27 protein-coding genes and 1 pseudogene are annotated in these 26,544 nt (G+C 55.4%); 16 read left to right on the plus strand and 12 right to left on the minus strand.

What is annotated here, in order from left to right; genetic code table 11:
- The first annotated feature begins 35 nt into the window (after window positions 1-35).
- From cheY to IAI47_RS08355, 5 genes are all read left to right on the plus strand, one after another.
- Entirely contained in the window at window positions 36-425 is a 390-nt protein-coding gene (gene cheY, locus IAI47_RS08335; RefSeq protein ID WP_003849158.1) for a chemotaxis response regulator CheY, read from the plus strand.
- Between the two features lie 9 nt (window positions 426-434).
- Window positions 435-1,076: a protein phosphatase CheZ gene (cheZ, locus tag IAI47_RS08340; protein WP_008925372.1), complete on the plus strand. Its 642-nt coding sequence runs from the start codon at window positions 435-437 to the stop codon at window positions 1,074-1,076.
- Window positions 1,077-1,264: 188 nt separating this feature from the next.
- On the plus strand, window positions 1,265-2,413 hold the full coding sequence (gene flhB, locus IAI47_RS08345; RefSeq protein WP_003849164.1) for a flagellar biosynthesis protein FlhB: 1,149 nt from the start codon (window positions 1,265-1,267) through the stop codon (window positions 2,411-2,413).
- Window positions 2,406-4,499: a flagellar biosynthesis protein FlhA gene (flhA, locus tag IAI47_RS08350; RefSeq protein WP_008925371.1), complete on the plus strand. Its 2,094-nt coding sequence runs from the start codon at window positions 2,406-2,408 to the stop codon at window positions 4,497-4,499. Before flhB ends, flhA begins: the two co-directional genes overlap by 8 nt.
- A complete protein-coding gene (locus IAI47_RS08355) occupies window positions 4,499-4,891 on the plus strand; it encodes a flagellar protein FlhE (protein WP_008925370.1) in 393 nt (130 codons plus the stop codon). The genes flhA and IAI47_RS08355 overlap by 1 nt, the downstream gene beginning before the upstream one ends.
- A 140-nt stretch (window positions 4,892-5,031) precedes the next feature.
- Here IAI47_RS08355 and IAI47_RS08360 read toward each other — a convergent pair whose 3' ends face one another.
- The 4 genes from IAI47_RS08360 to IAI47_RS22025 all read right to left on the minus strand — a co-directional run bounded on the left by IAI47_RS08360 (window position 5,032) and on the right by IAI47_RS22025 (window position 9,297).
- Window positions 5,032-6,030, minus strand: a complete 999-nt coding sequence (locus IAI47_RS08360; protein ID WP_008925369.1) for an aldo/keto reductase — start codon at window positions 6,028-6,030, stop codon at window positions 5,032-5,034.
- 170 nt (window positions 6,031-6,200) lie between these two features.
- The gene (locus IAI47_RS08365; protein WP_008925368.1) at window positions 6,201-7,142 is read right to left on the minus strand and encodes a LysR family transcriptional regulator; all 942 of its coding nucleotides are present in this window, start codon (window positions 7,140-7,142) and stop codon (window positions 6,201-6,203) included.
- Between the two features lie 90 nt (window positions 7,143-7,232).
- Window positions 7,233-8,963, minus strand: a complete 1,731-nt coding sequence (gene argS / locus IAI47_RS08370) for an arginine--tRNA ligase (protein WP_033743091.1) — start codon at window positions 8,961-8,963, stop codon at window positions 7,233-7,235.
- A 211-nt stretch (window positions 8,964-9,174) separates the two neighbouring features.
- Window positions 9,175-9,297 carry a hypothetical protein gene (locus IAI47_RS22025; RefSeq protein ID WP_003849175.1) on the minus strand — a complete coding sequence of 41 codons (123 nt, stop codon included), beginning with the start codon at window positions 9,295-9,297 and terminating at the stop codon, window positions 9,175-9,177.
- Between the two features lie 284 nt (window positions 9,298-9,581).
- On the opposite strand from IAI47_RS22025, the gene IAI47_RS08375 reads away from it, so the two are divergent.
- Window positions 9,582-10,172 carry a VOC family protein gene (locus tag IAI47_RS08375; protein ID WP_050540834.1) on the plus strand — a complete coding sequence of 197 codons (591 nt, stop codon included), beginning with the start codon at window positions 9,582-9,584 and terminating at the stop codon, window positions 10,170-10,172.
- Here IAI47_RS08375 and IAI47_RS08380 read toward each other — a convergent pair.
- Window positions 10,169-11,314 (minus strand): MalY/PatB family protein, encoded by a 1,146-nt coding sequence (locus tag IAI47_RS08380; RefSeq protein WP_003849179.1) that lies wholly within the window; start codon window positions 11,312-11,314, stop codon window positions 10,169-10,171. The genes IAI47_RS08375 and IAI47_RS08380 overlap by 4 nt on opposite strands.
- 85 nt (window positions 11,315-11,399) lie before the next feature.
- Between IAI47_RS08380 and cutC the strand changes: the two genes are divergently transcribed.
- Together cutC and IAI47_RS08390 are read left to right on the plus strand one after the other, a co-directional pair.
- A complete protein-coding gene (gene cutC / locus IAI47_RS08385) occupies window positions 11,400-12,152 on the plus strand; it encodes a copper homeostasis protein CutC (protein ID WP_003849180.1) in 753 nt (250 codons plus the stop codon).
- 290 nt (window positions 12,153-12,442) lie between these two features.
- Complete coding sequence (locus tag IAI47_RS08390; RefSeq protein WP_008925366.1) at window positions 12,443-13,288, plus strand: hypothetical protein; 846 nt, start codon at window positions 12,443-12,445, stop codon at window positions 13,286-13,288.
- Between the two features lie 30 nt (window positions 13,289-13,318).
- Here the strand turns inward: IAI47_RS08390 and IAI47_RS08395 are convergent, their stop codons facing one another.
- Window positions 13,319-14,416, minus strand: a complete 1,098-nt coding sequence (locus IAI47_RS08395) for a glycerol dehydrogenase (protein ID WP_008925365.1) — start codon at window positions 14,414-14,416, stop codon at window positions 13,319-13,321.
- Window positions 14,417-14,554: 138 nt separating this feature from the next.
- Between IAI47_RS08395 and IAI47_RS08400 the strand changes: the two are divergent.
- Window positions 14,555-15,179: pseudogene (locus IAI47_RS08400) on the plus strand (LysE family translocator).
- Between the two features lie 3 nt (window positions 15,180-15,182).
- Here IAI47_RS08400 and cmoB read toward each other — a convergent pair.
- From cmoB to IAI47_RS08420, 4 genes are all read right to left on the minus strand, one after another.
- On the minus strand, window positions 15,183-16,151 hold the full coding sequence (gene cmoB, locus IAI47_RS08405; protein ID WP_008925363.1) for a tRNA 5-methoxyuridine(34)/uridine 5-oxyacetic acid(34) synthase CmoB: 969 nt from the start codon (window positions 16,149-16,151) through the stop codon (window positions 15,183-15,185).
- On the minus strand, window positions 16,148-16,876 hold the full coding sequence (gene cmoA / locus IAI47_RS08410; RefSeq protein WP_003849187.1) for a carboxy-S-adenosyl-L-methionine synthase CmoA: 729 nt from the start codon (window positions 16,874-16,876) through the stop codon (window positions 16,148-16,150). The genes cmoB and cmoA overlap by 4 nt, the downstream gene beginning before the upstream one ends.
- Window positions 16,877-16,957: 81 nt before the next feature.
- A complete protein-coding gene (locus IAI47_RS08415) occupies window positions 16,958-17,353 on the minus strand; it encodes an MAPEG family protein (RefSeq protein ID WP_003849188.1) in 396 nt (131 codons plus the stop codon).
- Between the two features lie 69 nt (window positions 17,354-17,422).
- Window positions 17,423-18,244: a DUF72 domain-containing protein gene (locus tag IAI47_RS08420; protein WP_003849190.1), complete on the minus strand. Its 822-nt coding sequence runs from the start codon at window positions 18,242-18,244 to the stop codon at window positions 17,423-17,425.
- Between the two features lie 211 nt (window positions 18,245-18,455).
- On the opposite strand from IAI47_RS08420, the gene aspS reads away from it, so the two are divergent.
- The 6 genes from aspS to ruvB all read left to right on the plus strand — a co-directional run bounded on the left by aspS (window position 18,456) and on the right by ruvB (window position 23,980).
- Complete coding sequence (gene aspS / locus IAI47_RS08425; protein ID WP_008925362.1) at window positions 18,456-20,234, plus strand: aspartate--tRNA ligase; 1,779 nt, start codon at window positions 18,456-18,458, stop codon at window positions 20,232-20,234.
- Window positions 20,234-20,665, plus strand: coding sequence for a dihydroneopterin triphosphate diphosphatase (gene nudB, locus IAI47_RS08430; RefSeq protein ID WP_003849197.1), 432 nt, complete (start codon window positions 20,234-20,236; stop codon window positions 20,663-20,665). Before aspS ends, nudB begins: the two co-directional genes overlap by 1 nt.
- A gap of 285 nt (window positions 20,666-20,950) precedes the next feature.
- On the plus strand, window positions 20,951-21,694 hold the full coding sequence (locus IAI47_RS08435; protein ID WP_003849201.1) for a YebC/PmpR family DNA-binding transcriptional regulator: 744 nt from the start codon (window positions 20,951-20,953) through the stop codon (window positions 21,692-21,694).
- 34 nt (window positions 21,695-21,728) lie between these two features.
- Window positions 21,729-22,256, plus strand: coding sequence for a crossover junction endodeoxyribonuclease RuvC (gene ruvC, locus IAI47_RS08440; RefSeq protein ID WP_003849205.1), 528 nt, complete (start codon window positions 21,729-21,731; stop codon window positions 22,254-22,256).
- Window positions 22,257-22,352: 96 nt separating this feature from the next.
- Window positions 22,353-22,967 carry a Holliday junction branch migration protein RuvA gene (gene ruvA, locus IAI47_RS08445; protein ID WP_003849207.1) on the plus strand — a complete coding sequence of 205 codons (615 nt, stop codon included), beginning with the start codon at window positions 22,353-22,355 and terminating at the stop codon, window positions 22,965-22,967.
- Between the two features lie 8 nt (window positions 22,968-22,975).
- Window positions 22,976-23,980: a Holliday junction branch migration DNA helicase RuvB gene (ruvB, locus tag IAI47_RS08450; protein ID WP_003849208.1), complete on the plus strand. Its 1,005-nt coding sequence runs from the start codon at window positions 22,976-22,978 to the stop codon at window positions 23,978-23,980.
- On the opposite strand, the gene znuB is transcribed toward ruvB, so the two are convergent.
- Together znuB and znuC are read right to left on the minus strand one after the other, a co-directional pair.
- Complete coding sequence (gene znuB, locus IAI47_RS08455; protein WP_003849211.1) at window positions 23,981-24,766, minus strand: zinc ABC transporter permease subunit ZnuB; 786 nt, start codon at window positions 24,764-24,766, stop codon at window positions 23,981-23,983. It lies immediately after the preceding gene.
- Window positions 24,763-25,518: a zinc ABC transporter ATP-binding protein ZnuC gene (gene znuC / locus IAI47_RS08460; RefSeq protein ID WP_003849212.1), complete on the minus strand. Its 756-nt coding sequence runs from the start codon at window positions 25,516-25,518 to the stop codon at window positions 24,763-24,765. Before znuC ends, znuB begins: the two co-directional genes overlap by 4 nt.
- A gap of 77 nt (window positions 25,519-25,595) precedes the next feature.
- Here znuC and znuA point away from each other — a divergent pair, with 77 nt between their 5' ends.
- On the plus strand, window positions 25,596-26,543 hold the full coding sequence (znuA, locus tag IAI47_RS08465) for a zinc ABC transporter substrate-binding protein ZnuA (protein ID WP_003849214.1): 948 nt from the start codon (window positions 25,596-25,598) through the stop codon (window positions 26,541-26,543).
- Window position 26,544: the final 1 nt, after the last annotated feature.

Raw genomic sequence — 26,544 nt, forward strand, 5'->3', positions numbered from 1 at the left:
CCCGTCCCGCCGGGCGAGACAACTCAGGAGTAGATATGGCAGATAAAAACATGCGCTTTTTGGTAGTAGACGACTTCAATACGATGCGTCGTATTGTGCGTAACCTGCTGAAAGAGCTTGGCTTCAATAACGTAGAAGAAGCGGAAGATGGTGTGGATGCCCTCGGCAAACTGAAAGCGGGTGGTTTCGACTTCGTGATTTCCGACTGGAACATGCCAAACATGGATGGCCTGCAGCTGCTGCAGACCATTCGTGCTGACGCGGCAATGAGTACGCTGCCGGTGTTGATGGTCACTGCGGAAGCCAAGAAAGAGAACATTATCGCCGCCGCCCAGGCGGGTGCCAGCGGATATGTAGTGAAACCTTTCACTGCGGCAACCCTGGAAGAAAAGCTGGGTAAAATTTTCGAAAAACTGGGCATGTAAGGGGATGTGATGAGCGACTTTCCGAAACCAACTGAGGATGCCGCGGCACACGACATCATTTCACGTATTGGCTCTCTGACGCGCATGCTGCGCGACAGTCTGCGCGAGCTGGGGCTGGATAAAGCCATTGCCGATGCGGCTGAAGCCATTCCTGATGCCCGCGATCGTCTGGATTATGTTGTGCAGATGACGGCGCAGGCCGCTGACCGTGCGTTGAACTGTGTTGAAGCAGCACAACCTCATCAGGATAAAATGGAAGCCGGGGCAACCCAGCTGAAAGGACGTTGGGATGAGTGGTTTGAGAACCCAGTTGAACTGGGTGATGCGCGGGAGTTGGTGACGGATACGCGCGCATTCCTCACCGCCGTGCCAGAGCATACCGCCTTTACCAACAAGCAGTTGCTTGAAATCATGATGGCGCAGGATTTCCAGGACCTTACCGGTCAGGTGATCAAGCGTATGATGGATGTGATTCAGGAAATTGAGCGCCAGCTGTTAATGGTGCTGCTGGAAAACATGCCAGAAGTCAGTGCTGAAAAGCGTCAGGAAGGCACCAGCCTGCTGAACGGACCGCAGATTCACGCTGATGCACCAGGCGTGGTGGCGAACCAGGATCAGGTTGATGACCTGCTGGACAGCTTAGGGTTTTAAGCGTCGTTCGCCCGCGTGCGGGCGAAACAGCTGAATATTATAATAAACAGGGTCACCGTCCGGTGGCCCCGTTCTGCATTGTCAGATCCATCCCCGAAAGAACGCCTGTTTTTCCCATCTTATCTCCGCTTTGACTTAAGCCAGATTTGGCATCCTATGCTCAGAATTCCTGCCAACCGAGGTTTGTCGTGTCTGATAGCGACGAGGACAAAACAGAATCGCCCACGGCCCACCGGCTTGAGAAAGCGCGTGAAGAGGGCCAGATTCCGCGTTCGCGCGAACTGACATCCGTACTGATGCTGCTGGCCGGCATCATGATCCTGTGGATGGGCGGCAACATGATGGCGCACCGGCTGGCGGCGATGGTCGCCACCGGACTTCGTTTTGACCACGGCATGGTCAGAGATGACAAAATTATCGTCAGCCACATTGGCAGCCTAATCACGCAGGCACTGATGGCGCTGCTGCCGTTAATGGGCGGTCTGGTGCTGGTGGCGATTGCCGCCCCTATGCTGCTGGGCGGTATCGTTTTCAGCGGTAAATCGATCAAGTTTGATCCGAAAAAGATGAACCCGATTGCCGGCTTTAAGCGAATGTTCGCCGCTCAGGCCTGGACCGAACTGTTTAAAGGTATCCTCAAGACTATCCTGGTTGGCGCAGTGGGCTGGTGGTACATCTGGAGTCACTGGCCCGAGATGCTGCGACTGATCAGTGAAGCACCGGTGACCGCGCTCATCCACGGCATGGAGATGATTGCGGTCTGCTGCTCGCTGGTGATGCTGGGGCTGATACCGATGGTGGGCTATGACGTTTTCTGGCAGCTCTACAGCCACTTTAAAAAGCTGAAGATGTCGATGCAGGAGATTCGCGACGAGCATAAGCAGCAGGAAGGCGACCCACATGTTAAAGGACGCATCCGTCAGCAGATGCGCGCCGCTGCGCGACGCAGAATGATGGCAGATGTGCCGAAAGCCGATGTCATCGTTACCAACCCGACGCACTACTCCGTCGCCCTGCAGTACAACGAGAAAAAGATGAGTGCGCCAAAAGTTGTGGCGAAAGGGGCCGGCGAGATCGCGCTGAGAATTCGTGAACTGGCTGCTGAACACCGCATCCCGGTTCTGGAAGCACCGCCGCTGGCGCGTGCGTTATATCGTCATACCGAAATTGGTCAGCACATCCCTGGCGCGCTCTATGCTGCCGTGGCCGAGGTGCTGGCGTGGGTCTGGCAGTCGCGTCGCTGGAAGCGCGAAGGCGGCCTGATTCCAACCAAACCAAAAGACCTGCCGGTTCCGGCAGAGATGGACTTTGCAGGAGAGAGCAAAAACGATGGCTAATAACCTGGCCGTAAAGCTACGTTTACCGGGCTTTAAAGATATGCAGTGGCAGGTACTGGCCGGGCCGGTACTGATCCTGATGATCCTGTCGATGATGGTTCTGCCATTGCCGCCGTTTATCCTCGATCTGCTGTTCACCTTTAACATTGCGCTGTCGATCATGATCCTGCTGGTGGCGATGTTCACCCAGCGGACCCTGGAATTTGCGGCGTTCCCGACCATTCTGCTCTTCTCAACATTGCTGCGTCTGGCGCTGAACGTTGCGTCAACCCGTATCATCCTGATGGAAGGGCACACTGGTGCCGCTGCCGCCGGACAGGTGGTTGAAGCGTTCGGTCACTTCCTGGTGGGCGGTAACTTCGCCATCGGTATCGTGGTGTTTATCATCCTCGTGATCATCAACTTTATGGTTATCACCAAGGGTGCCGGTCGTATCGCGGAAGTGGGTGCGCGCTTTGTGCTGGACGGAATGCCCGGTAAGCAGATGGCAATCGATGCCGACCTCAACGCCGGTCTGATCGGTGAAGATGATGCCAAACGCCGCCGTGCAGAAGTGACCCAGGAAGCCGACTTCTACGGTTCGATGGACGGTGCGAGTAAGTTCGTTCGTGGTGATGCCATCGCCGGTATCATGATCATGGTCATCAACGTCATCGGCGGCCTGCTGGTGGGCGTGGTGCAGCACGGTATGGATGCGGGTCATGCCGCAGAAACCTATACGCTGCTGACCATTGGTGATGGACTGGTTGCGCAGATCCCGGCGCTGGTTATCTCCACTGCTGCGGGTGTTATCGTGACGCGCGTTGCCACCGATCAGGATGTCGGTGAGCAGATGGTCACTCAGCTGTTCAAAGATCCCCGCGTACTGATGCTCAGCGCCGGGGTGATTGGCTTACTGGGTCTGGTGCCTGGCATGCCTAATTTCGTATTCCTGCTGTTCACCGCCGCCTTACTGGGTCTGGCCTGGTGGTTGCGTGGTCGCGAAGCACAGCCGAAGAAGAAAGTGGACGTTGCAGGCAGCATCAGCAACAAACCGGCAGACACGCCTGCCGCCACCGAAGCGTCCTGGACCGATGTGCAGCTGGAAGATACCCTGGGCATGGAAGTGGGCTACCGCCTGATTCCGATGGTCGATCATCAGCAAAACGGTGAGCTGCTGGGACGTATCCGCAGTATTCGTAAGAAGGTTGCTCAGGATGTCGGTTTCCTGCCGCCGGTGGTGCATATCCGTGACAACATGGAGCTGCCGCCTGCGCGCTATCGCATCCTGATGAAAGGGGTAGAGATTGGGAGCGGTGATGCCTATCCTGGCCGCTGGATGGCGATAAACCCTGGCACGGCTGCCGGAAGTCTGCCTGGTGAAGCGACCGTCGATCCCGCCTTTGGTCTGGCAGCGGTCTGGATTGATAGCGCACTCAAAGAGCAGGCGCAGATTCAGGGCTTTACAGTCGTCGAGGCCAGTACCGTCGTGGCAACCCATCTCAACCATCTGATCGGCCAGTTCGCCAGCGAACTGTTTGGCCGTCAGGAAGCGCAGCAGCTACTGGATCGCGTAACCCAGGAGATGCCGAAGCTGACTGAAGATCTGGTGCCAGGCGTGATTTCACTCACCACGCTGCACAAGGTGCTGCAGAACCTGCTGGTGGAGCGGGTGTCGATTCGCGATATGCGCACCATCATCGAAACGCTGGCGGAACACGCGCCGGTGCAGAGCGATCCCCAGGAGCTGACCAGCGTGGTCCGTGTGGCGCTGGGCCGTGCGATTACGCAACAGTGGTTCCCGGGTAATGACGAAGTGCAGGTTATCGGGCTGGATTCAACGCTGGAACGTCTGCTGTTGCAGGCGTTGCAGGGTGGTGGCGGACTGGAGCCGGGTCTGGCCGACCGGCTGTTGAGTCAGGCACAGGCCGCATTGCAGCGCCAGGAGATGCTGGGGGCACCGCCGGTGCTGCTGGTCAATCATCCGCTGCGTGCGCTGCTGGCGCGATTCCTGCGCCGCAATCTGCCACAGCTGGTGGTGCTCTCAAACCTGGAGCTGAGTGATAACCGTCAGATCCGTATGACTGCCACCATTGGAGGCAAATAATGCGCAGACTGATCATGGCATTGCTAATGATGCCGCTGATGGCTCAGGCGGCTGGAGGGGCCTGGAGTGCCACGGCTAACGGACCGCTACTAGCGAACCGTGGCAGCTGGCAACGGGCGCAGCCGCTGACGCCACCCGCTGACGTCGGTGGGGAAGTCAGCATCATTAACTGGCGCTATGAGCTGAGCAGGCCGGCGCCCTCTGGCCTGGAAGTGCGGCTGTGCGGTGAACAGCGTTGCACGTCGCTTGAAGGTGCCAGCGGCACCACGCGCGGTCTGGCGCATCTGAATGCCGGTGAGACATTGCACATGGTGTTTGGTTTTGCTGGCAGCGGGGCGCTTCCACCCGGATTACGGGTGGTCAGCAGTGAAGTGATGGTCAATTACGAATAATGAATCAGCAACGTTGATTCCTGCGCGGGACACGCCGATGCACACCAGATATGTGCATCGGCTGTTGCGTCGTTTACAGAGCAACAATTAACGCACTGACTATCAATCGATACATCAGGCACCGACGCAAAGGTCAGAATTCAGGCATTAACGCCTTTCATTCCCTCTTCCGAGTAACGCCCCCCTTTAACTTCTATTTGCCGGTGAAGTGCATTCAGCAACAGGATATCGTTCTCTTCCAGCTGAATATCCGCGGCCTGCGCATTTTCATTAAGATAAGCGATCTGCCTGGTGCCCGGTATCGGCACAATTCTTTCGTACTGGGCCAGGAGCCAGGCCAGCGCAATCTGCCCGGTGGTGGCGTGATATTTCTCCGCCAGTGGCGTAATCGCGTTTACAAGCTGCAGGTTGTGATCGATATTCTCCTGCTGGAAACGCGCGTTATTTTTGCGGAAATCATCCCCGGCAAAATCACTGTTCTGGCGGTATTTACCGGTCAGAAAACCTCTGCCCAGCGGGGAATAGGGCACCAGACCGATACCGAGCTGTTTCACCGCTGGCAGGATTTCTTCTTCAATGTCACGCGTCCACAGAGAATATTCCGTCTGCAGCGCGGCCAGCGGATGGATGGCGTGCGCCCGATTCAGAGTGGCAGCCGACGCTTCACACAATCCAATCCGGGCAATTTTCCCCTCTTTCACCAGACGGCTCAGACACTGCATGCTCTCCTCAATCGGTGTTGCCGGGCTGATACGATGCAGATAAAAGAGATCGATACGCTCGACGCCCAATCGTTTCAGGGAGGCATGGCAGCTGTGGGTAATGTAGTCCGGCTGATTGTTAATGGTACGGGCATAAGCCTCATCTGCCGGACGCTCAATACCACATTTGGTGGCGACGGTGAACATCAGGCGTTCAGCCTTGCTCATCCCGGCAAGAAACTCACCGATCAGCTGCTCATTGTGGCCACGTCCGTAAAGATCGGCGGTATCAATGAAGGTGATATCCAGGTCGCGCAGCTGGATAAGCAGCTGGAGAGACTGGCGGTCGTCGGAGTGACCGTAAAATTCGCTCAGCCCCATCGCGCCATAGCCTATGGCGCTGACATCCAGGCCCTGACTTAAGGTTCTCTTTTTCATTGTTTCTCCTCGTGAGTGAAAGGCGATTGTTTCACCCCGGGTGAAAGCAATGAATTGCTCTTTTCGTCATGCAAAAAAGGTATCAGGAAAGGTAAGGCCGGGGACAACACAGGAGCGGGCGGAACCGCGCATCATCAGCCACAGGCAGCGCAGCGTAAGAGGGCGGCGACTCAGTCTGATGAATGCGGGTGAGCGTCGTGATAGGCTGACTGTGAAAGCACGCTCAGCGCATTCAGCACTGCCGCATTTTTTTCATTGGCGCGAATGGCCGCATAAACATCAATCGTCAATTGCCGCGCCGCGCTTTCAGTCAGCGGGCGATAACAGAGTCCTGCCTGGTTAAAGGTACATTTTGACTGCGGCATCAGGGCGAATCCTTTGCCTCTGGCGATGTGCGACAGCATCAGCAGGGAATCATCCGGCTCTCTTATTCGTTTTAGCGTGACGCTGAGCGTCGCAAAGTAGCGTTCGCATTTATCGTAAAACTGCGGATTGGCACTGCGCGCAAACCAGAACAGCGGCAGGTCAGACAGCGCGTCCAGTGAGACCTTTTCTCCTGCCAGACTGGCAGGGTGCGTTGACGGCATAGCGAGCAGCAGCGGTTCACGGTAAACCCAGGTGTACTTAACCAGAGTTTCCGCTTCAGGACCTTTTTCGCCAGTGAGAATTAAATCCAGGCTGTTTTTGGCCAGGCTTTGCAGCAGTTGAGCGGAGGTCAGGCTGGGCATCTCCATTTCATCGCTGGCATGGAAACTGGCGAGCTGCCGGTTAAGCGGTGCCATTAATTCAAAGTTGAGCGTGCGGGTCAGTCCGATACGTGGTCGCACGGCAGCAGGCTGCTTTAGGCTATTCAGCGCGGTAAGAATCGATTCTGCTTTTGCAACCAGCGCACGGCCAGCATCGGTGAGCATCACCTCATGAGTCGTACGGCTGAACAGCGGCTGACCGAGCAGATCTTCCAGGCTTTGAACCTGACGGGTGAGCGGCGGCTGCGTCATGCTGAGGCGTTCTGCGGCCCGGCGAAAATTAAGCTCGTGCGCAACAGCCAGAAAGCACTGCAATTGCTTTATGGTGGGAAGATGACTGCTGATAAGGTGCGCGGCGACAGACATAACACCATCCTGCTGCGGAAATTTGGGGGGCGTTCAGAGCGGATAACTGAGAACAGCAACGGAGAGGGAAATCCCTCTCCGTTTTACAGGTTACATGCGCTCGACGGTGTCGATACCCAGAGTATCCAGACCCTGCTTCAGCGTCTTCGCCGTCAGCGCGGCCAGCTGCAGACGGCTCAGGCGCGTTGCGTCTGATTCTGCGCTGAGAATCGGGCAGTGCTCGTAGAAGCCGGAGAACAGACCGGCCAGATCGTAGAGATAGGCACACATCACATGTGGCGTGCCGTCGCGAGCGACCTGAGTAATGACCTCTTCGAACTGTAGCAAACGCGTGGCCAGCTGTGCTTCGCGCTCTTCACTGATCACAATCTCTGCATCCAGCGAATCGGCATTAATGCCCGCTTTACGGAACACGGAAAGCACACGGGTATAGGCATACTGCATGTAAGGCGCGGTATTGCCTTCAAACGCCAGCATGTTATCCCAGTCGAAGATGTAGTCGGTGGTGCGGCTTTTTGACAGATCAGCATATTTGACAGCACTGATCCCCACCACTTCCGCCAGGGTTTTCACTTCCGCTTCGCTCATCTCCGGGTTCTTCTCACGCACCAGCGAGTAGGCACGCTGATAGGCTTCATCCAGCAGATCAGAGAGTTTAATAGTACCGCCGCTACGTGTTTTAAATGGTCGTCCATCTTTGCCCAGCATCATGCCGAATGCATGGTGCTCCAGCGGCACAGACTCCGGCACATAACCCGCTTTACGGACAATCGTCCATGCCTGCACCAGATGCTGATGCTGACGTGAATCGATGTAATAGAGTACGCGATTGGCTTTCAGCGTTTCATAACGATATTTCGCACAGGCGATGTCCGTGGTGGTGTAGAGGTAGCCACCATCCTTTTTCTGGATGATGACGCCCATCGGCTCACCCTCTTTGTTCTGGAATTCATCCAGGAACACCACGGTTGCGCCTTCGCTCTCGACCGCTAAGCCTTTCTGTTTCAGGTCGGAAACAATGCCGGGCAGCATGTCGTTATAAAGACTTTCACCCATGACATCGTTGCGCGTCAGCGTCACGTTCATGCGGTCGTAGATTTTCTGGTTCTGACTCATGGTGATGTCGACCAGCTTCTTCCACATCTGGCGGCAATATTCATCGCCACCCTGAAGTTTCACGACATAGCTGCGTGCACGCTCGGCAAACTCAGGATCTTCATCATAAGTGCGTTTTGCTTCACGGTAGAAGCCTTCGAGGTCGGCCAGCGCCATCTCTGCGTGATCTTCATTCTGCTGCTTTTCAAGGAACGCGATCAACATGCCGAACTGCGTACCCCAGTCGCCAACGTGGTTAGCGCGGATAACGTTATGGCCGAGAAACTCCAGCGTACGCACCGCCGCATCACCAATGATGGTGGAGCGGACGTGACCGACGTGCATCTCTTTTGCAACATTAGGGGCGGAATAGTCGACCACGATGGTCTGCGGCTCAGCCAGCTGCACGCCAAGACGCGGCAGGCTAAGTGCCTGACGGGCGTGTGTTGCCAGCCAGTTGTGGTCAAGGAAAATATTAATGAAACCCGGCCCGGCAATTTCAACCTTGCTGGCGATGCCGGTCAGGTCGAGGTGCTGAATCACCGCTTCCGCTAATTGTCGCGGTGCCTGTCCCAGCTTTTTCGCCACGGCCATAATGCCGTTGGCCTGATAGTCTCCAAACTGAACCCGTGCAGACTGACGAACCTGTGGTTCGCAATCGGCGGGTGCGCCGGCTAAAACCATTGCCTGACTGACTTTTGCGGAAAGAAGTGCCTGAATATTCACCGAGTTACCTTCATAAGCTGAACAACGCCCTGGACTGCTAAACCGGGCTGTCATCATCTTGCCTGAGCACATCGCGTTACGGCGGGGCAGAAACGGATGGGGCAGACAAAATGGAAAAAAATGAGGGGAAAAGTATACGTGAAATGTGGATGGGCGTCAGCAGTTGGATGAAGCGGGGAAACAGAGCTGAAGAAGATGTTTCCCGGAGGCGTTAACGACGTCGCAGATGACGACGTGGGTTCTTTACGCTTTTATCTTCAAGCACCTTCCAGTGGCGCGCAATTGCGAATCCCATCAGTGCGATCAGTACAGCGACAACGATGAGCATAGACATATAGCCATTCCTTTTGTTTGTGTTAGGTCAAATTTATAGGAAGGCAGAGAATGCTGCAATTGTTTATCAGTCAATTGAGACTTATCTTATTGTATTAAAGAAGTTGATTATAATCATATATTTAACTCACTTTCATCAAGGAACTTATGGCCCTAAACAGGAGATAAATCCGAAATGAAAGATGTTATTATGAGGTTTTGCGTTAAATTTCAGTCCAAATAAGATGAATCTTATCATTATGTGACGTCAGGCACGCGGCGCTCCATAAACCAGACTGTTTATAAATGCTAAACAAATTGAGAGGATTTACGGTGTCAGAGCGATCTTTTCCGGCAGAATTGGACGATTTAAAGACAGATTTAAGGCGTTTTGAAAAATCGTTGCAAAGTTTTGCGCAGCAACTTGGTTTGCGCCTTAACGATCTTGAAGTGGACCATATTTCGGTGCGTTGTCATCAGGACACGACGGCGATCCGCTGGCAGCAAGGCCTGCAGCAGATGGGTACGCAGTTTTCCGCGACGATGATTAACGGACGGCAGATTTGCCTGTTTAAACTACATGATCCACTGGTTGTGGCGGGCAGAGAGATCGATGTGGTTGAGCTGCCGTGGCCGGGTGAGAAGCGTTATCGCCATGAAGGCTGGGAGCACATTGAAGTGGTGTTACGTGGCGATCATCGAACGCTGGGCATGCGCGCGATGGCATTATTGTCTGATGAGGCACTGACGCAGCCCGGCATTTCCTTTAAAACCAGCTCACCGCAGGGCGAGAATGAGCGTCTGCCTAATCCGACCCTGGCGGTGACGGACGGGCAGACAACCATCAAGTTTCATCCGTGGCGACTGGAGGAAATTGTCGCCAGTGAGCAGCACTAAATGCGGGCAGCCACGGCGCGTTTCAGTCGGGCAACCGCCTCGTCCAGTAGCGCTCGGGTACAGCCGAAATTGAGCCGGACAAACTGGTCGTTGCCGAACTCACGTCCGGCGGTTAAGCCCAGTCCGTGCTTCTCAAAATAGAGGGCAGGACTGGCCACACCCAGCGCGCTGGCATCAATCCAGGCCAGGTAGGTTGCTTCCGGCGTGGCAACTGACAGACCCGGCATTTTATTGACCTGTGATACCAGCCAGTCCCGGTTACTGCGCAGGTAAGCATTCTGTGCCTTCAGCCAGGGCTCACCTTCGCGCCAGGCTGCTGCTGCTGCGGTGATGGCCAGAATATCTACATCCGGCACAATGCCGCGTCGCACCCGGTTAAAGCGCGCGCGCAGTTCAGCATTCGGTATGATGGCGATGGACGCACCCAGACCGGCGATATTGAAACTCTTGGAGGGCGACATCAGCGTGACACTTCGCTGGGCCGCATCCTCACTTAGCGAAGCAAACGGAATGTGCTGCACGCCCGGTTCCAGTAGCAAATCGCTGTGGATCTCGTCGGAACAGACAATCAGATTGTGTTTCCGGGCGAATTCCAGCTGCGCCTGCAGTTCGTCCTGGCGATAGACCGTGCCGCCCGGGTTCTGCGGGTTACACAGCATTAACAGCCGTTCTTTACCCCCAGTCTGTTCTTCGGCTGCATCCAGATCCAGCAGCCAGCGCCCCTGTTGCAACGTGACAGGCACATTGATCTGACCTCGCTCTGCCAGTTTTGCCGCCCCGCGAAACGGTGGGTAGATCGGCGTGGGAGAAATCGTCAGCTCGTCCGACGCAGTGAAGGCACGCACGGCGAGATTCAGTCCACTCACCACGCCGGGTAAAACCACAATCCATTCCGGATTGACGTGCCACTGATAGCGTGAGGCGAGCCACGCAACTGCGCTGTCGAGAAACGCTACCGGCGTATCGCCATAGCCGAAAATGCCATGCCCGGCGCGGGTTTTGATCGCATCGATGACGCAGTCAGGCGATCGGAAATCGGTATCTGCCACCCACAACGGCAGAATGTCCTGGTCCGCATATTTGTTCCATTTAAGGCTATCGCTGTGACGACGGTCTATCCGTTGGTCGAAATTGAATGCCATAGTTAACTTTCCCGGTAAACTCATATCAGCAGCCAGACTAACTGATGAATCTGCCTTGAACCAGAGTCATGTAAAGGAGAAGAGAATGACCACACTGGAAATTTGCTGCTATGGCGTGGATTGCGCCGTGACCGCACAACAGGCGGGCGCCGATCGGGTTGAACTTTGTGCCGCACCGCGTGAGGGTGGTCTGACCCCATCGGCAGGGATGCTGAATGCCGCCCGGCGCGAGGTTTCAATCCCGGTTCATCCTATTGTCCGGCCACGGGGTGGTGACTTTTGTTATACCGCGCGCGAGTTTGAAGCGATGAAATCGGATGTGGCGTTGATACGCGAACTGGGTTTTCCGGGGCTGGTCATTGGGATGCTTGATGAGGACGCGCATATCCATCATGGTCAGATGCGGCAGATTATGGCGCTGTGTGACGGCCTGTCAGTGACGTTCCATCGCGCCTTCGATCTGTGCCACAGCCCTAAGCGAGCGCTGGAAGAATTAACAGATTTGGGGGTGGCGCGCATTCTGACATCCGGTCAGCAACACAGTGCTGAAAACGGAATTGCACTCCTCAGGGAACTAAATGAGGCCAGCACCGGTCCTATTATTATGGCGGGTGCCGGGGTTCGTCTCAGCAACCTGCAAAAGTTTCTCGACATGGGGATTGATGAAGTTCACAGCTCGGCCAGTCGCCTGATGGTGTCGCCGATGCGCTACCGCAAAGCGGGGGTCTCCATGTGTTCTGAAGCCGAAAGCGATGAGTTCAGCCGCTACTGTGTAGACGGCGATGTCGTTGAGGCGATGAAAAGTGTGATGCAGATGAGCACCGTTCGGGTCGCCTGAATCACAACAGATTTTGCCGCGCAGCACGCCGATTATTGACGTGGTGTTTGCAAGTACCAAACCCCAGTATTCTTGCTGGGGTTCTTTTTGTCTGAAGCCCTCTCAAGTGCAGTGACCTTATTCCGGGGTTCTCTGGCATTGTCATGATGTGAGGGGGAGATGATATCTGACGTTTGTGCCTTTTCACCTCTCTCATCTTTTAAAGCACTGCAGGCCGGAATCGTCAAAGATTGGCGCTGTTTATCACCACAGCGTTTACACTGAAAGCAACGTCGCCTGGAAATTACCCTATGAAACGCAATCAGATTCTTGTTTTAAGCCTGATGCTGACTGCCTGGACTGAAAGCGCAGCGGCCAGCGCCTGCAGCCCGAATAATGCGGCCGTTGCAAACAGCAATAACCTTATTCTGCTGGGGGGAAACGCGAAAGGCGCTGTGAAGCAGGTGATTGCGGGCGAGTTTGGCAAAGATGTGAACTCGCAAAAGCGGGTGCTGGGGCAGTTTGACGCCTGCGGCGATCTGACCGTCGCCGACGTCAGCTACGATAAAAGCGAACGTAATGTGATTCTCAGCATGGAGCAACATATCGCCAGAGTGCAGGGCGGCTGGGTGGCGGAATACGCCTATCTGGTCAAAGTGCTGAAAGAAGGTAAGGAAGTCGTCGTGGATAATCGACAGGGAACGATTAACTGGCAGAAAGGCCGGCATGGCACGATTACCAGCGCCTCTGATAGATTTACCAGCATGGGGAAAAGCGGCTTTACCGACATCACCTATCGCTATGATACCCAGCTACGGCTGGAGAAGAGCGTGGCGCGCGGCAGCGATCCGCTGACCAACGGTGAATTTCACTATCACTGGAACCCAAAAGGTCTGGTCACGCGCACCACATCTGCAAGAGGCACCGACGAATACACCTATGATCCTCAATGGCGTGAAGTACGACTTAACGTCACCGAAACCACACCGCTCAGCACCATCCGGTCGGTTGATGAGTGCCAGTCATGGGATGAGGTCGGCAACTGTACACTCAGCTATCTGCATGAGACCGAGATCTTTACGCGTGGCACTATCGAGCGCCACCTCAGTTCGGCCTACAAATATGAGTACTGGAACCAGCCTGCGGCAGAAGAGTAACAGGCGATCGGGTGATCGCCCGCTCCTGACCTATTTTACTGTCTGACTAAAGGCATCCAGTGCCAGCAGAGCATTTGCGATATCTTCGGGTGACAGGTGTGGGTTGAGGTTTTTCAGCGTATCTCCCTCACTGTTTGCCAGCGCCCCCACTTTCACCAGATTCTCCCAGCTTTCATTTTCCAGATGCAGCTCCCGGAGTGTGGTTGGCATATTGATTGAGCGATAAAAGCGTATATAGCGCGCAATATCCTCATCCGTACGCTTCTCAAGCACCATCTGCGTCAGCGTGCCATAGGCAACTTTCTCGCCATGAGTCAGATGGTGGATATCGCCATCGATGGCGGTAAAACCATTATGAATCGCGTGAGCGGCTGCCAGACCACCGTTCTCAAACCCCAGTCCCGAGAGCAGCGTATTGGCCTCAACGACCGCTTCCACCGCTGGCGTTACCCGTTTTTCGGAAACGGCAACATAGGCGCTGTAACCCCATGTAAGAAGCGTTTCTTCACAGGCTCGGGCAATGGCCAGTCCGGCAAGTGTCGGATCACCGTTAACCATTGATTTCGCATGCGAACGTGCCACGGCCTGCGCTTCAACCCAGGTCGCCAGTCCATCTGCAATGCCTGATGCAAATAGCCGTGCTGGCGCACTGGCGCAGACTGCCGTGTCCACGAGCACCAAATCTGGATTTTTGCTGTAAAAGCGATAGCTCTCGAATACACCGCTGTCAGAATAGATGACCGACAGGGCGCTACAGGGCGCATCGGTGGACGCAATGGTTGGCACGATAGCCACCGGCAGTTTAAGTTCATCCGCCACCGCTTTAACCGTATCCAGCGTTTTGCCCCCGCCCAGGCCGACAATCACATTACAGCCCTGACTTTTTGCGAGCGCACTGAGTCGGGAAATCTCATTACTGGAGGCTTCGCCATTAAATTGCTGCCAGCTGAATGTCACGCCAGCGGAATGCAGGGCGTGTTGCGTCCGTTCGCCAATCAACGTCCAGACCGTGTTGTCAGCCACCAGAAAAGCCTGATCGCCCAGTTCAGTCAGATACGTTCCCAGCTCGTCCAGCACTCCTGCGCCCTGTACATATTTACGGGGTGAGGAAAAAATAAATTTACTCATAATCAAAACTCCCTGATATGAATGAATCAACCTGATCCAGTCTGGCACAATTCGGGAAGAGTGGCAGTTGATAAAGGATTGTGGTCACCGGAGCTGTTAAGCTGCGTGAACACTCATGGAGATAACGGAGAAATCATGATGAGCGCGATGCTCTTTTCATTTCTGCTTGCGATAACCATTCTGACGCTCACACCCGGATTTGACACCGCACTGGTGCTGCGAACCGCTATCGCGCAGGGCTGGCAGCGCGCCTGCGCCACCGCGCTCGGCGTGACGCTGGGCTGTCTGAATCTGGGGAGTGGCGGTAGGCCTGGGGCTGGGTGCGCTATTGCTGGCGTCTGAAATTGCATACAATCTGCTGAAGTGGATGGGGGCGGCCTGGCTGCTCTGGCTCGGTATCAGGCTACTGCTTAAACCGCGTCAGCAACCGCTCATCGTGGACGAACAGCCTGCCAGGTCGCAGGGTTATCTGGCCTGCTTCAGTCGGGGGTTGATGGGGAATCTGCTGAATCCAAAAGTGGGCGTGTTTTACGTCACCTTTCTGCCACAGTTTATTCCGGCCGGGGCGTCAGTGGCGCTCTGGTGCACACTGATGGCGCTGGCACATATGCTGCTGGGGCTGATATGGAATGCCGTGTTAATCGGCGGCAGTCACTATTTTGCGGGTCATCTGCAAAAACCGCGGGTATTAAAGGTGATGGATCGCCTGACCGGCTGCGTGTTTATTGGATTTGCGGCGAAACTGGCGTTGTCTCGCCGCTGAGATTTAAGGTTTGGTGGCGACCAGCACGGCGCGCAGCGGAGCCGGATAGCCCTCAACCGTTTTGCTCGGATCATCGGGATCGAGGAATTCCGCCAGCGACTCGCTGGTCATCCAGTCTGTCCGACGTTGTTCTTCGGTGGTGGTCAGGGCGAAATCGACAATCCGTACATCGACAAAGCCGCTTTTCTCCAGCCAGCTTTTCAGCGCCTCGGCGGAGGGGATAAAGAAGACGTTGCGCATCTGCGCATAGCGCTCACCGGGCACCAGCACCTGATTCAGATCGCCCTCAATGACCAGCGTCTCCAGCACCAGTTCACCGCCGCTCACCAGCTGATTTTTCAGCTGTAACAGGTGATCCAGCGGGGAACGGCGATGGTAGAGCACACCCATCGAAAACACGGTATCAAACGCCTGTAACGCCGGTAACTGTTCAATACCCAGCGGCAGCATGTGCGCCCGGCGATCATCGTTCAGCAGCTTACGCACGGCTTCAAACTGCACCAGGAAGAGCTGCATCGGATCAATGCCGACCACCAGATGCGCACCCGCACCAATCATCCGCCACATGTGATAACCGCTGCCACAGCCAACATCCAGCACCGTCCGGCCCGCCAGCGAGGATATATGCGGCAGGACACGCTCCCATTTCCAGTCAGAACGCCACTCAGTGTTGATATGGGTGCCATAGAGGAAATAGGGCCCTTTGCGCCATGGCATCAGGTTACGCAGTAATTTCTCAATGCCCTGACGATGACGATCGCTGATGTCATCGCGGTCGGCGGTGACGCTATGCAGCAGGTCGAGCTTTTGCGGCTCCAGCAGCGGCAGATACTCCAGCGATTTGTACCAGTCACGGAAGTGGCCATGCAGGTTTTCACGCTGCCACTCGCTAATTTGCGCCGGTAAAACTTCCAGCCACTTCGCCAGTGGACCTACGGCAATTTGCTGATAAAAACGGCCAAAGTCGATCATTTCAACGCCACCAGAGATCCAAAATTAAAGCACTGGAACCAGAGTTCGGCGTGCGAGAAACCGGCCTGTTTCAGGCGGGCTTTATGGGCTTCGACGCTGTCAGTCAGCATCACATTTTCCAGCATGCTACGTTTCTGGCTGATTTCCAGTTCGCTGTAGCCGTTGGCGCGCTTGAAGTCATGGTGCATGTTGAACAACAGTTCACCGACTTCGGCATCTTCAAAACTGAATTTCTCCGACAGCACCAGCGCGCCACCGGGTTTAAGTCCCTGCCAGATTTTTTCCAGCAGAGCCAGACGTGCGGGTGGCTCCAGAAACTGCAGCGTAAAGTTAAGCACCACCAGCGAGGCGTTTTCTATGTCAATATCACGGATATCCGCTTCCAGCACCGTCACCGGCGTATCAGCGCGAAACGCATCCAGATGACGACGGCAACGCTCCACCATCGCCGGGGAGTTATCCACTGCGATGATCTGGCAACCCGGGACATGAATATTGCGGCGCACCGAGAGGGTGGCGGCGCCCAGCGAGCAGCCCAGGTCATAAACCGTGCTGTCGGGCGTAACAAAACGTTCTGCCAGCATGCCAATCATCGAAATGATGTTGGAGTAGCCCGGCACCGAGCGCTGAATCATGTCTGGAAAGACTTCAGCTACGCGCTCGTCAAAAGTCCAGTCGCCCAGTTTTGCAATGGGCGCTGAGAAGAGTTGATCGCGGTCAGACATATCGAAAATCCGAAGAGACGACGGAAAGGGCGCTATTCTCGCAGAAAGTGGGGCGGCCTGCACCCCTTAACCCAGGGCGACTTAATGGAGTGTCAGCACCAGTTCCCACGGCAGATAAATAAGATTAAAAATGACCATGCCGCACAGGGAAAACAGCGTCAGCAGCATGCCATATTTACGGCCAGCCATGGCGCTGCTGCGTAAACCCCAGGCATGGAGTAACCGGCTGATGAAAAAGAGCAGGCCAGTGAGATGCACCATCCAGATATCGGCGCCATTCATCTCCATCATCACCAGCAGCAACAGCGCCAGCGGGATAGTTTCGATGGCATTGCCGTGAATGCGAATCGCCATTTTCAGGTCGTGATAGCCGCCATCGCCATACGCCACGCGATAGAAACGGCGGTAACGCACCACGTCCATTGTAAATTTCATTACCAGCAATGCACCCAGTACGACGTATAACGCGCTAATCATTGTCACTCCGGTATCCATCCGTAAAGTAGCTATTCTATCCAGCGTACAGCACGCTGTCCTGTGCAGTGATCAAAACAGTGATGTCTGTTGCGGCCAGTCGGGTCCATTGCCAATAGCCGGATCGATCTGCTGCAGCTGCGGCCATAGCGCCTGCACCAGCGGAAACACCTGACCCATATCGGGCGTATGCAGAAACAACATGGCGTCGCCCTGTTGCTGCCATTGCGAGAGCTTGTCACGCCAGATCTGAAACAGCGGCACGGTCTCTTCCACACTGTCGCTGCCGATAAAACGGACCATTGGCTGCGAGCCGGTTCGTAAGGCATGAGGCGGCACTTTAGGCTTCTGAGCACGGGCCACCAGCGCTGCCGGGCTTTGCGAGGTGGAGGCGTGAACCGGGCGGCTGTCCAGCATGACGCGATTGATGCCGCGCTCAAGCAATCCGCGATTCAGCGCCCGCTCTGCGTCACCTTTGGCAAAGAAAGCGGGATGGCGGACTTCGACGCCGTAGTGAAAACGACGCGGCAAACTATCCAGAAAGCGCCACAGATCGGCGATCTGCGCCGGAGAGAAGCTGGCAGGCAGCTGCAGCCAGTACTGACCGATGCGATCGGCCAGCGGCTCCATCAGGCGCAGGAAATCGGTCAGCAGGTCGTCACTGTGCTGTAGCGCCGCCTGATGGCTGATGGTGTTGGGAAACTTAAAGCAGAAGCGAAACGCATCATGCGTCATATCGCGCCAGCGCATCACCGTTTCGGTATCAGGCAGCGCATAAAGCGTGGTGTTTCCCTCTACACAATGGAAGTATCGGGCATAGTCCGCCAGGCTCGTGATACCCCAGCGTTTCCAGTGTGAATGCCCCCACTGGGGCAGGCCAATACGAAGTGTCACGCGCGCTCCTGGCGATGGGTTAAGATGCCCCATTATCTTCTATGTTCGGTCAGGTGGGCAAATGCACACAGGAAATCGGTGCTTTGGCGTGGATCTGCTTATCCTGCCTGGCTTTTTCCATTATAATGACCGCCATTTTTGCGACAGCATCGCAACAGGTAACGCGGCCGGATGCTGTCAGCTGCAGCGGCGAAGTTAAAAGGATAGTGTTATGCGTACAGAATATTGCGGACAGCTCAATCTGTCTCATGTAGGTCAGCAAGTCACGCTTTGCGGCTGGGTAAATCGCCGTCGCGATCTGGGCAGTTTGATTTTTATCGACATGCGCGACCGTGAAGGCATCGTGCAGGTGTTTTTCGATCCCGATCGTCAGGACGCATTTAAGCTGGCTTCTGAACTGCGTAACGAATTCTGCATCCAGATCACCGGCACCGTGCGTGCGCGTGATGAGAAGAATAAAAACAGCGACATGGCGACCGGCGAAGTCGAAGTGTTTGCCCAGGCGCTGACCATCATCAACCGCTCTGAGCCACTGCCGCTGGACTCTAATCAGACCAACAGCGAAGAAGCTCGCCTGAAATACCGCTATCTGGATCTGCGTCGTCCTGAGATGGTGACGCGTCTGAAAACCCGCGCAAAAATCACCAGCTTTGTCCGCCGCTTTATGGATGACGAAGGGTTCCTGGATATCGAAACCCCGATGCTGACCAAAGCGACGCCAGAAGGCGCGCGTGACTATCTGGTGCCAAGCCGGGTTCATAAAGGCAAGTTCTACGCGCTGCCGCAGTCACCGCAGCTGTTCAAACAGCTGCTGATGATGTCAGGTTTTGACCGCTACTATCAGATCGTTAAATGCTTCCGCGATGAAGATTTACGTGCCGATCGTCAGCCCGAATTTACCCAGATCGACGTTGAAACCTCCTTTATGACCGCGCCGCAGGTGCGTGAAATTATGGAGCGTTTAATCCGCAATCTGTGGCAGGACGTGCAGGGCGTTGATCTCGGCGAGTTCCCGCAGATGACCTTTGCGGAAGCGATGCATCGTTACGGTTCTGATAAGCCGGATCTGCGTAACCCGATGGAGCTGGTGGACGTGGGTGACCTGCTGAAAAATGTGGAGTTCCAGGTCTTCTCTGGCCCGGCTAACGACGAAAAAGGCCGTGTTGCGGCACTGCGTGTGCCAACCGGTGCGCAGCTGAGCCGTAAGCAGATTGATGAATATGGCAAGTTCGTAGAAATTTACGGCGCGAAAGGCCTGGCGTGGATGAAAGTCAACGTCCGCGCGGACGGCCTGGAGGGCGTGCAGAGTCCGGTTGCCAAGTTCCTGAATGCAGAAATCGTTGAAGGCATTCTGAGCCGCACCGGCGCACAGGATGGCGACATCATCTTCTTTGGCGCCGATCGCGCCAAAGTGGTTGCGGATGCACTGGGTGCGCTGCGCCTGAAAGTGGGTCGCGAGCTGAACATCACCGATGAAAAAGCCTGGGCACCGCTGTGGGTGATCGACTTCCCGATGTTCGAAGAGGACGAGGAAGGCGGTCTGGCTGCGATGCACCACCCGTTCACTGCGCCGAAAGAGATGAGCGCAGAAGAGCTGGCTGCGGATCCAACCCGTGCCGTGGCGAATGCCTACGACATGGTGATCAACGGTTATGAAGTGGGTGGCGGTTCAGTGCGTATCCACAACGGCAAAATGCAGCAGACGGTGTTCAGCATTCTGGGTATTGAAGAGCACGAGCAGCGCGAGAAGTTTGGCTTCCTGCTGGATGCGCTTAAATTCGGTACACCACCGCATGCGGGCCTGGCGTTTGGTCTGGATCGCCTGACCATGCTGCTGACCGGCACCGACAACATTCGTGACGTTATTGCGTTCCCGAAAACCACGGCGGCAGCCTGCATGATGACCGAAGCGCCAAGCGAAGCGAACCCGGCTTCTCTGCTGGAACTGGGCATTCAGGTCATTAAAAAAGAAAAGCCTGAGATTAAATAATGGGCTATAAACACCCGGTTTCAGTGCTGGTGGTTATTTCGGCGCGCGATACTGGCCGGGTGTTGATGCTGCAGCGGCGTGACGATCCCTCATTCTGGCAGTCGGTTACCGGCAGCCTGGAAACGGGGGAGTCACCGCTGGCGACCGCGTGTCGTGAAGTGAATGAGGAGGTCGGCATTGACGTGCTGACTGAGCAGCTGGAGGTGGAGGATTGTCATCGTCAAATCGACTTTGAAATCTTTCCCCATTTCCGCCATCGCTATGCGCCTGATGTCACCCATAATCACGAGCACTGGTTTCGCCTGCAACTGCCGGAAGAGCGCGATGTGACGCTCACGGAGCATCTGGCGTTTCGCTGGCTGGCACCTGCTGACGCTGCAGCATTAACCCGATCATGGAGTAACCGCCAGGCAATTGAAGAATTTATCTGAATGCTCGCCATCGCCCGGTATTCCGGCGGCGGATAGATTAAATTTTATGAATCTGGTGAGTTTTAACAGGACTTCACCAATATATTGAACAGCCAGGCATCATCTACGCTGCGACGTTGTTTACCACCCGCGTGAAGTCATCAGCATACTGTTGTACGTGATGATCATGCGCGATGCTCGCCCAAAGCGGGTACACGGGTTTTTAAAAACGGTGTAAGCACCGACGGTAAACAGGCTCGCAGCCAGGATAGCCTGCACCCTGTAAAAGATCGGAGAAACGTTAAAATGGCAGGACACAGTAAGTGGGCAAACACCAAACACCGTAAGGCGGCGCAGGATGCTAAGCGCGGCAAAATCTTCACCAAAATCATTCGTGAACTGGTGACAGCGGCCAAGCTGGGCGGTGGTGATCCGGGCTCAAACCCGCGTCTGCGTGCCGCGATGGATAAAGCGCTGGCGAACAACATGACCCGCGACACCATGGATCGCGCTATCGCGCGCGGTGTGGGCGGCGATGACAACGCCAACATGGAAACCATCATTTATGAAGGTTATGGTCCAGGCGGTTCAGCCATCATGATTGAATGCCTCAGTGACAATCGTAACCGTACCGTGGGTGAAGTGCGTCACGCCTTTACCAAAACCGGTGGCAACCTGGGTACTGACGGATCCGTGGCTTACCTGTTCAACAAGAAAGGCGTGATCTCTTTTGCGCCAGGTCAGGATGAAGATGCGGTAATGGAAGCGGCCCTGGAAGCGGGCGGCGAAGACGTTGTCACCTATGACGACGGCGCGATTGATGTTTTCACCGCATGGGAAGAGATGGGCACGGTGCGTGATGCACTGGAAGCACTTGGTCTGAAAGCGGATACCGCAGAAGTGGCGATGATCCCGACGACCAAAGCCGAAATGGATGCGGAAACCGCACCAAAACTGCTGCGTCTGATCGACATGCTGGAAGATTGCGACGATGTGCAGGAGGTTTATCACAACGGTGAGATCTCCGACGAGGTGGCGGAAACGCTGTAATGGCGTCTGCCGCCCTGTTAACCGGAGAGGCGTAATGTCGATTATCCTGGGAATTGATCCCGGCTCACGCATCACCGGTTATGGTGTTATTCGTCAGACTGGCCGCCAGCTCACCTATCTGGGCAGCGGCTGTATCCGCACCAATACCACCGAGTTGCCCGCCCGTCTGAAGCTTATTTATGCGGGCGTCTGCGAAATCATCACGCAGTTTTCACCCGATTTCTTCGCCATTGAACAGGTGTTTATGGCGAAGAATGCCGACTCGGCGCTGAAGCTCGGCCAGGCGCGCGGTGCCGCCATTGTTGCCGCGGTTAACCACGATCTGCCGGTGTTTGAGTATGCCGCCCGTCAGGTGAAACAGACCGTGGTTGGCATCGGCAGCGCCGAGAAAAGTCAGGTGCAGCACATGGTGCGAACCCTGCTGAAGCTGCCCGCAAACCCGCAGGCGGATGCCGCCGATGCCCTGGCGATAGCCATCACTCATTGTCACGTGGCCCAAAACGCGGCGCGCATGAGTGACAGCAAGCTGGTGCTGACGCGCGGACGATTGCGCTCAGGTTAGCGCTTATCGCTCAGGTCTCACTCTCAGGCTGGATATTCATCCAGCCTTTTTTATGTTATAAAATCCGCCACATTCTTTAGTTAAGGAAGCATTCAGGTGATAGGTCGTTTACGGGGCAATATTCTGGAAAAGCAGCCGCCACTGGTGCTGCTTGAGGCACACGGCGTCGGCTATGAAATTTACATGCCCATGACCTGTTTTTATGAGTTGCCTGAACTTCAGCACGAAGCGGTGATTTTTACCCATTTTGTGGTGCGTGAAGATGCGCAGTTGCTGTTTGGTTTTAACAGCAAGCAGGAGCGCGCGCTGTTTCGCGAACTGATTAAAGTGAATGGCGTCGGGCCCAAGCTGGCGCTGGCGATCCTCTCCGGCATGTCGGCGCAGCAGTTTGTGACTGCCGTCGAGAAAGAAGAGATCGCATCACTCGTTAAACTGCCCGGTGTGGGCAAGAAGACGGCTGAGCGACTGGTGGTCGAGATGAAGGACCGCTTCAAAGGGATGCACGGCGACCTGTTTGGCGGCGATTCTGCGTTTACGCTCACCACGCCGAGCGCCGAGCCGGAAACCAATGATGCGGAATCCGAAGCGGTTGCAGCGCTGGTTTCACTGGGTTATAAACCGCAGGAAGCGAGCCGTATGATCAGTAAAGTCGGTCGACCGGATGCGGATTGCGAAACCCTGATCCGCGAAGCGCTACGCGCCGCCATTTGAGGTAAGTCATGATAGAAGCCGACCGCCTGATCTCCGCTGCCAGTATCAGCGAAGAAGAGGTTATTGACCGCGCGATTCGCCCGAAGATGCTGACCGAATATGTCGGTCAGCCGCAGGTGCGTGAGCAGATGGAAATATTCATCAAGGCAGCGCAACTGCGCGGCGATGCGCTCGATCATCTGTTGATCTTCGGTCCACCAGGGCTGGGTAAAACCACTCTGGCCAACATCGTGGCCAATGAGATGGGCGTCAATCTGCGCACCACATCCGGTCCGGTGCTGGAGAAGGCGGGCGATCTGGCGGCGATGCTGACCAACCTTGAGCCCCATGACGTCCTGTTTATCGATGAAATCCATCGCCTCTCACCAGTAGTGGAAGAGATACTCTACCCGGCGATGGAAGATTATCAGCTGGATATCATGATTGGTGAAGGCCCGGCTGCGCGTTCAATCAAACTCGATCTGCCGCCGTTTACGCTGATTGGTGCCACCACGCGTGCTGGCTCGCTGACCTCGCCGCTGCGCGACCGTTTTGGCATTGTGCAGCGTCTGGAGTTCTATCAGGTTAAAGATCTGCAGCATATCGTGGGTCGCAGTGCCGCCTGTCTGGGCCTGGCGCTGAGTGATGAAGGGGCATTAGAGATCGCCCGTCGCGCACGCGGCACACCGCGTATCGCCAACCGCCTGCTGCGTCGCGTTCGTGACTTCGCAGAAGTGCGGGCAAACGGTGATCTCAGCGGTGAAGTCTCCTGCAGCGCGCTGGATATGCTTAACGTTGACAGCGAAGGGTTCGATTATATGGACCGTAAACTGCTGCTGGCGATCATCGACAAATTTATGGGTGGGCCGGTGGGGCTGGACAACCTGGCTGCTGCCATTGGTGAAGAGCGGGAAACCATTGAAGATGTGATTGAACCCTTCCTGATTCAGCAGGGCTTCATTCAGCGCACACCACGTGGCCGGATGGCCACGCAGCATGCTTATCGTCACTTCGGTATGACGCGCGAAGAGTAACTACATGGCCGGTTTGCGTACCATGCTGAAGATAAACAGGATGGCAGCGCAGAGCACAACCGACGGCCCGGCAGGCGTGTCGTAGAACGCGGAGAAGGTCAGACCGCCGGTGACGGCAATCACACCGATGACCACCGCGACGCCCGCCATGCCTTCCGGTGAGCGCACGAAACGGCGTGCGGTCGCCGCCGGGATAATCAGCAGTGAGGTGATGATCAGCGCACCGACAAACTTCATCGCTACCCCAATTGTCAGCGCCGTGACCAGCATCAGAACCAACCGGGTACGCTGGATATTGACGCCATCGACCTGCGCCAGCTCCGGGCTGATGGTCATCGACAGCAACGACCGCCACTGCCACGCCATCACCAGCAGCACGATCACCACGCCGCCACCCATCATCCAGAGATCGTCGGGTGTGACCGCCAGCAGGTCGCCAAACAGATACGCCATCAGATCGACGCGCACGTTCTTCATCAGGCTGACCACCACCAGACCCAGCGACAGCGCACTGTGCGCCATAATGCCCAGCAGGGTATCAATAGCCAGATGCGGACGACGCTCCAGCCAGACCAGGCCTAGCGCCAGGCAGACAGTGACCAGAATCACCGCATAGTAAGGATTCACATTTAACAGCAGGCCAAATGCCACCCCGAGCAGAGAGGCGTGCGCCAGGGTATCGCCGAAATAGGACATCTTGCGCCAGACCACAAACGAACCCAGCGGACCGGCAGCCAGCGCTAACATCACACCGCCTATCCAGCCCGGTAATAGCAACTCAATCATGATGAACCCTGTCCTTTGCGTAAAACGATACGTCCCTGAAGGTCGTGACGGTGATTATGATGATGACGGTAAATCGCCAGCTCTTCTGCGCCACGCGGGCCAAACATCGCGATGAATTCCGGATGTTGCGAGACCGCTTCCGGGGTACCGGAACAGCAGATGTGGTGGTTAAGGCACAGCACTTCGTCAGTTTTTGCCATGACCAGATGCAGATCGTGGGAGACCATCATCACGGCGCAGTTCAGTTCCACGCGTAACTGATTAATAAGGTCATACAGCGCAACCTGACCGTTCACATCCACACCCTGCGTTGGCTCATCAAGCACCAGCAGCTGAGGCTGATTCAGCAGCGCGCGGGCCAGCAGCACACGCTGAGTTTCCCCACCCGACAGTTTTTGCAGCGGCGAATGAAGCAGGTGGCCCGCCTGCACCCGTTTCAGGGCCGGCAGAATCTCCGCGTTTTTACTGCCACGCGTCAGGCGCATAAAACGCTCTACTGTTACCGGCAGAGTAGGATCGATGTGCAGCTTCTGAGGGACATAACCAATACGCAGGCCGGGATCACGCTGAACGGAACCGGACGTCGGGGCAAGCAGGCCAAGCACCACACGCACCAGTGTTGATTTACCGGCACCGTTGGGACCCAGCAGAGTGAGGATGCGACCAGGCTGCAGGGTCAGGCTGACGCCAGACAGCACATTGCGCTGGTTAAACTTTATCGAAACGTTATCGAGTGTGACAAGTGGGGTCATAGTATTTACAGGTTGCACAGAATTTCGAATGTTATAATATCACATTCCACCTCATGGTCACGATGGAATGACGCAATATGTTACACAATAAAAAGGGCGCAATTTTCGCCTTAGGGGCTTTAACTGTTTCAGCTTTATTAACCCTTCCTGCCCAGGCAAATGTCGTGGCTTCACTCAAACCGGTAGGTTTTATCGCTGCGGCCATCGCCGATGGCGTCACGCCGGTAGAAGTGCTGCTGCCAGACGGGGCATCTGAACACGATTACTCCCTGCGACCTTCTGATGCAAAACGCTTAAAAAACGCGGACTTAGTTGTCTGGGTCGGGCCTGAAATGGAAGCCTTTATGGCGAAATCTGCAGCCGAACTTCCAGCCCAAAAAAACCTCGCCATGGTGAACATCGACGGGGTAAAACCGTTATTGATTAGCGGTGGTGAAGATGAAGAGGAACATGCAGCGGAAAAATCCGAAGATCAGGACGCAGATGCTCATCACCATCATCACGGCGAGTTTAATATGCACCTGTGGTTGTCGCCAGAGATTGCGCGCAAAACCGCGGTTGCAATCCATGGAAAATTATTGGAACTTATGCCGCAAGATAAAGCCAAACTTGACGCCAACCTCCAGCAGTTTGAGGTAGCTTTGGCGGACACGGACAAACGCGTTAGCGCACAACTTGCTCCGGTTAAAAATAAAGGATATTTCGTTTTTCACGACGCTTACACGTACTTTGAAAAGCACTACGGTCTTTCGCCCACCGGGCACTTTACCGTCAATCCTGAAATTCAACCGGGCGCTCAGCGTTTACACCAGATACGAACACAGTTGGTTGAGCAAAAGGCGGTCTGCGTCTTTGCTGAGCCACAATTCAGGCCAGCAGTCATCGATGCTGTCTCCCGTGGAACGCAGGTGCGTAAAGGCACACTCGATCCTCTGGGCACAGACATCAGCTTAGCCAAAGACAGCTATGTGAAATTCCTCTCACAACTGTCGAGCCAGTATGAAAGCTGCCTGAATGGAGCATGAG

Origin of the sequence: Pantoea sp. MT58 (genome assembly GCF_014495885.1) — a bacterium.
In the GTDB taxonomy this organism is placed as follows: Bacteria; Pseudomonadota; Gammaproteobacteria; order Enterobacterales; family Enterobacteriaceae; genus Pantoea; species Pantoea eucalypti.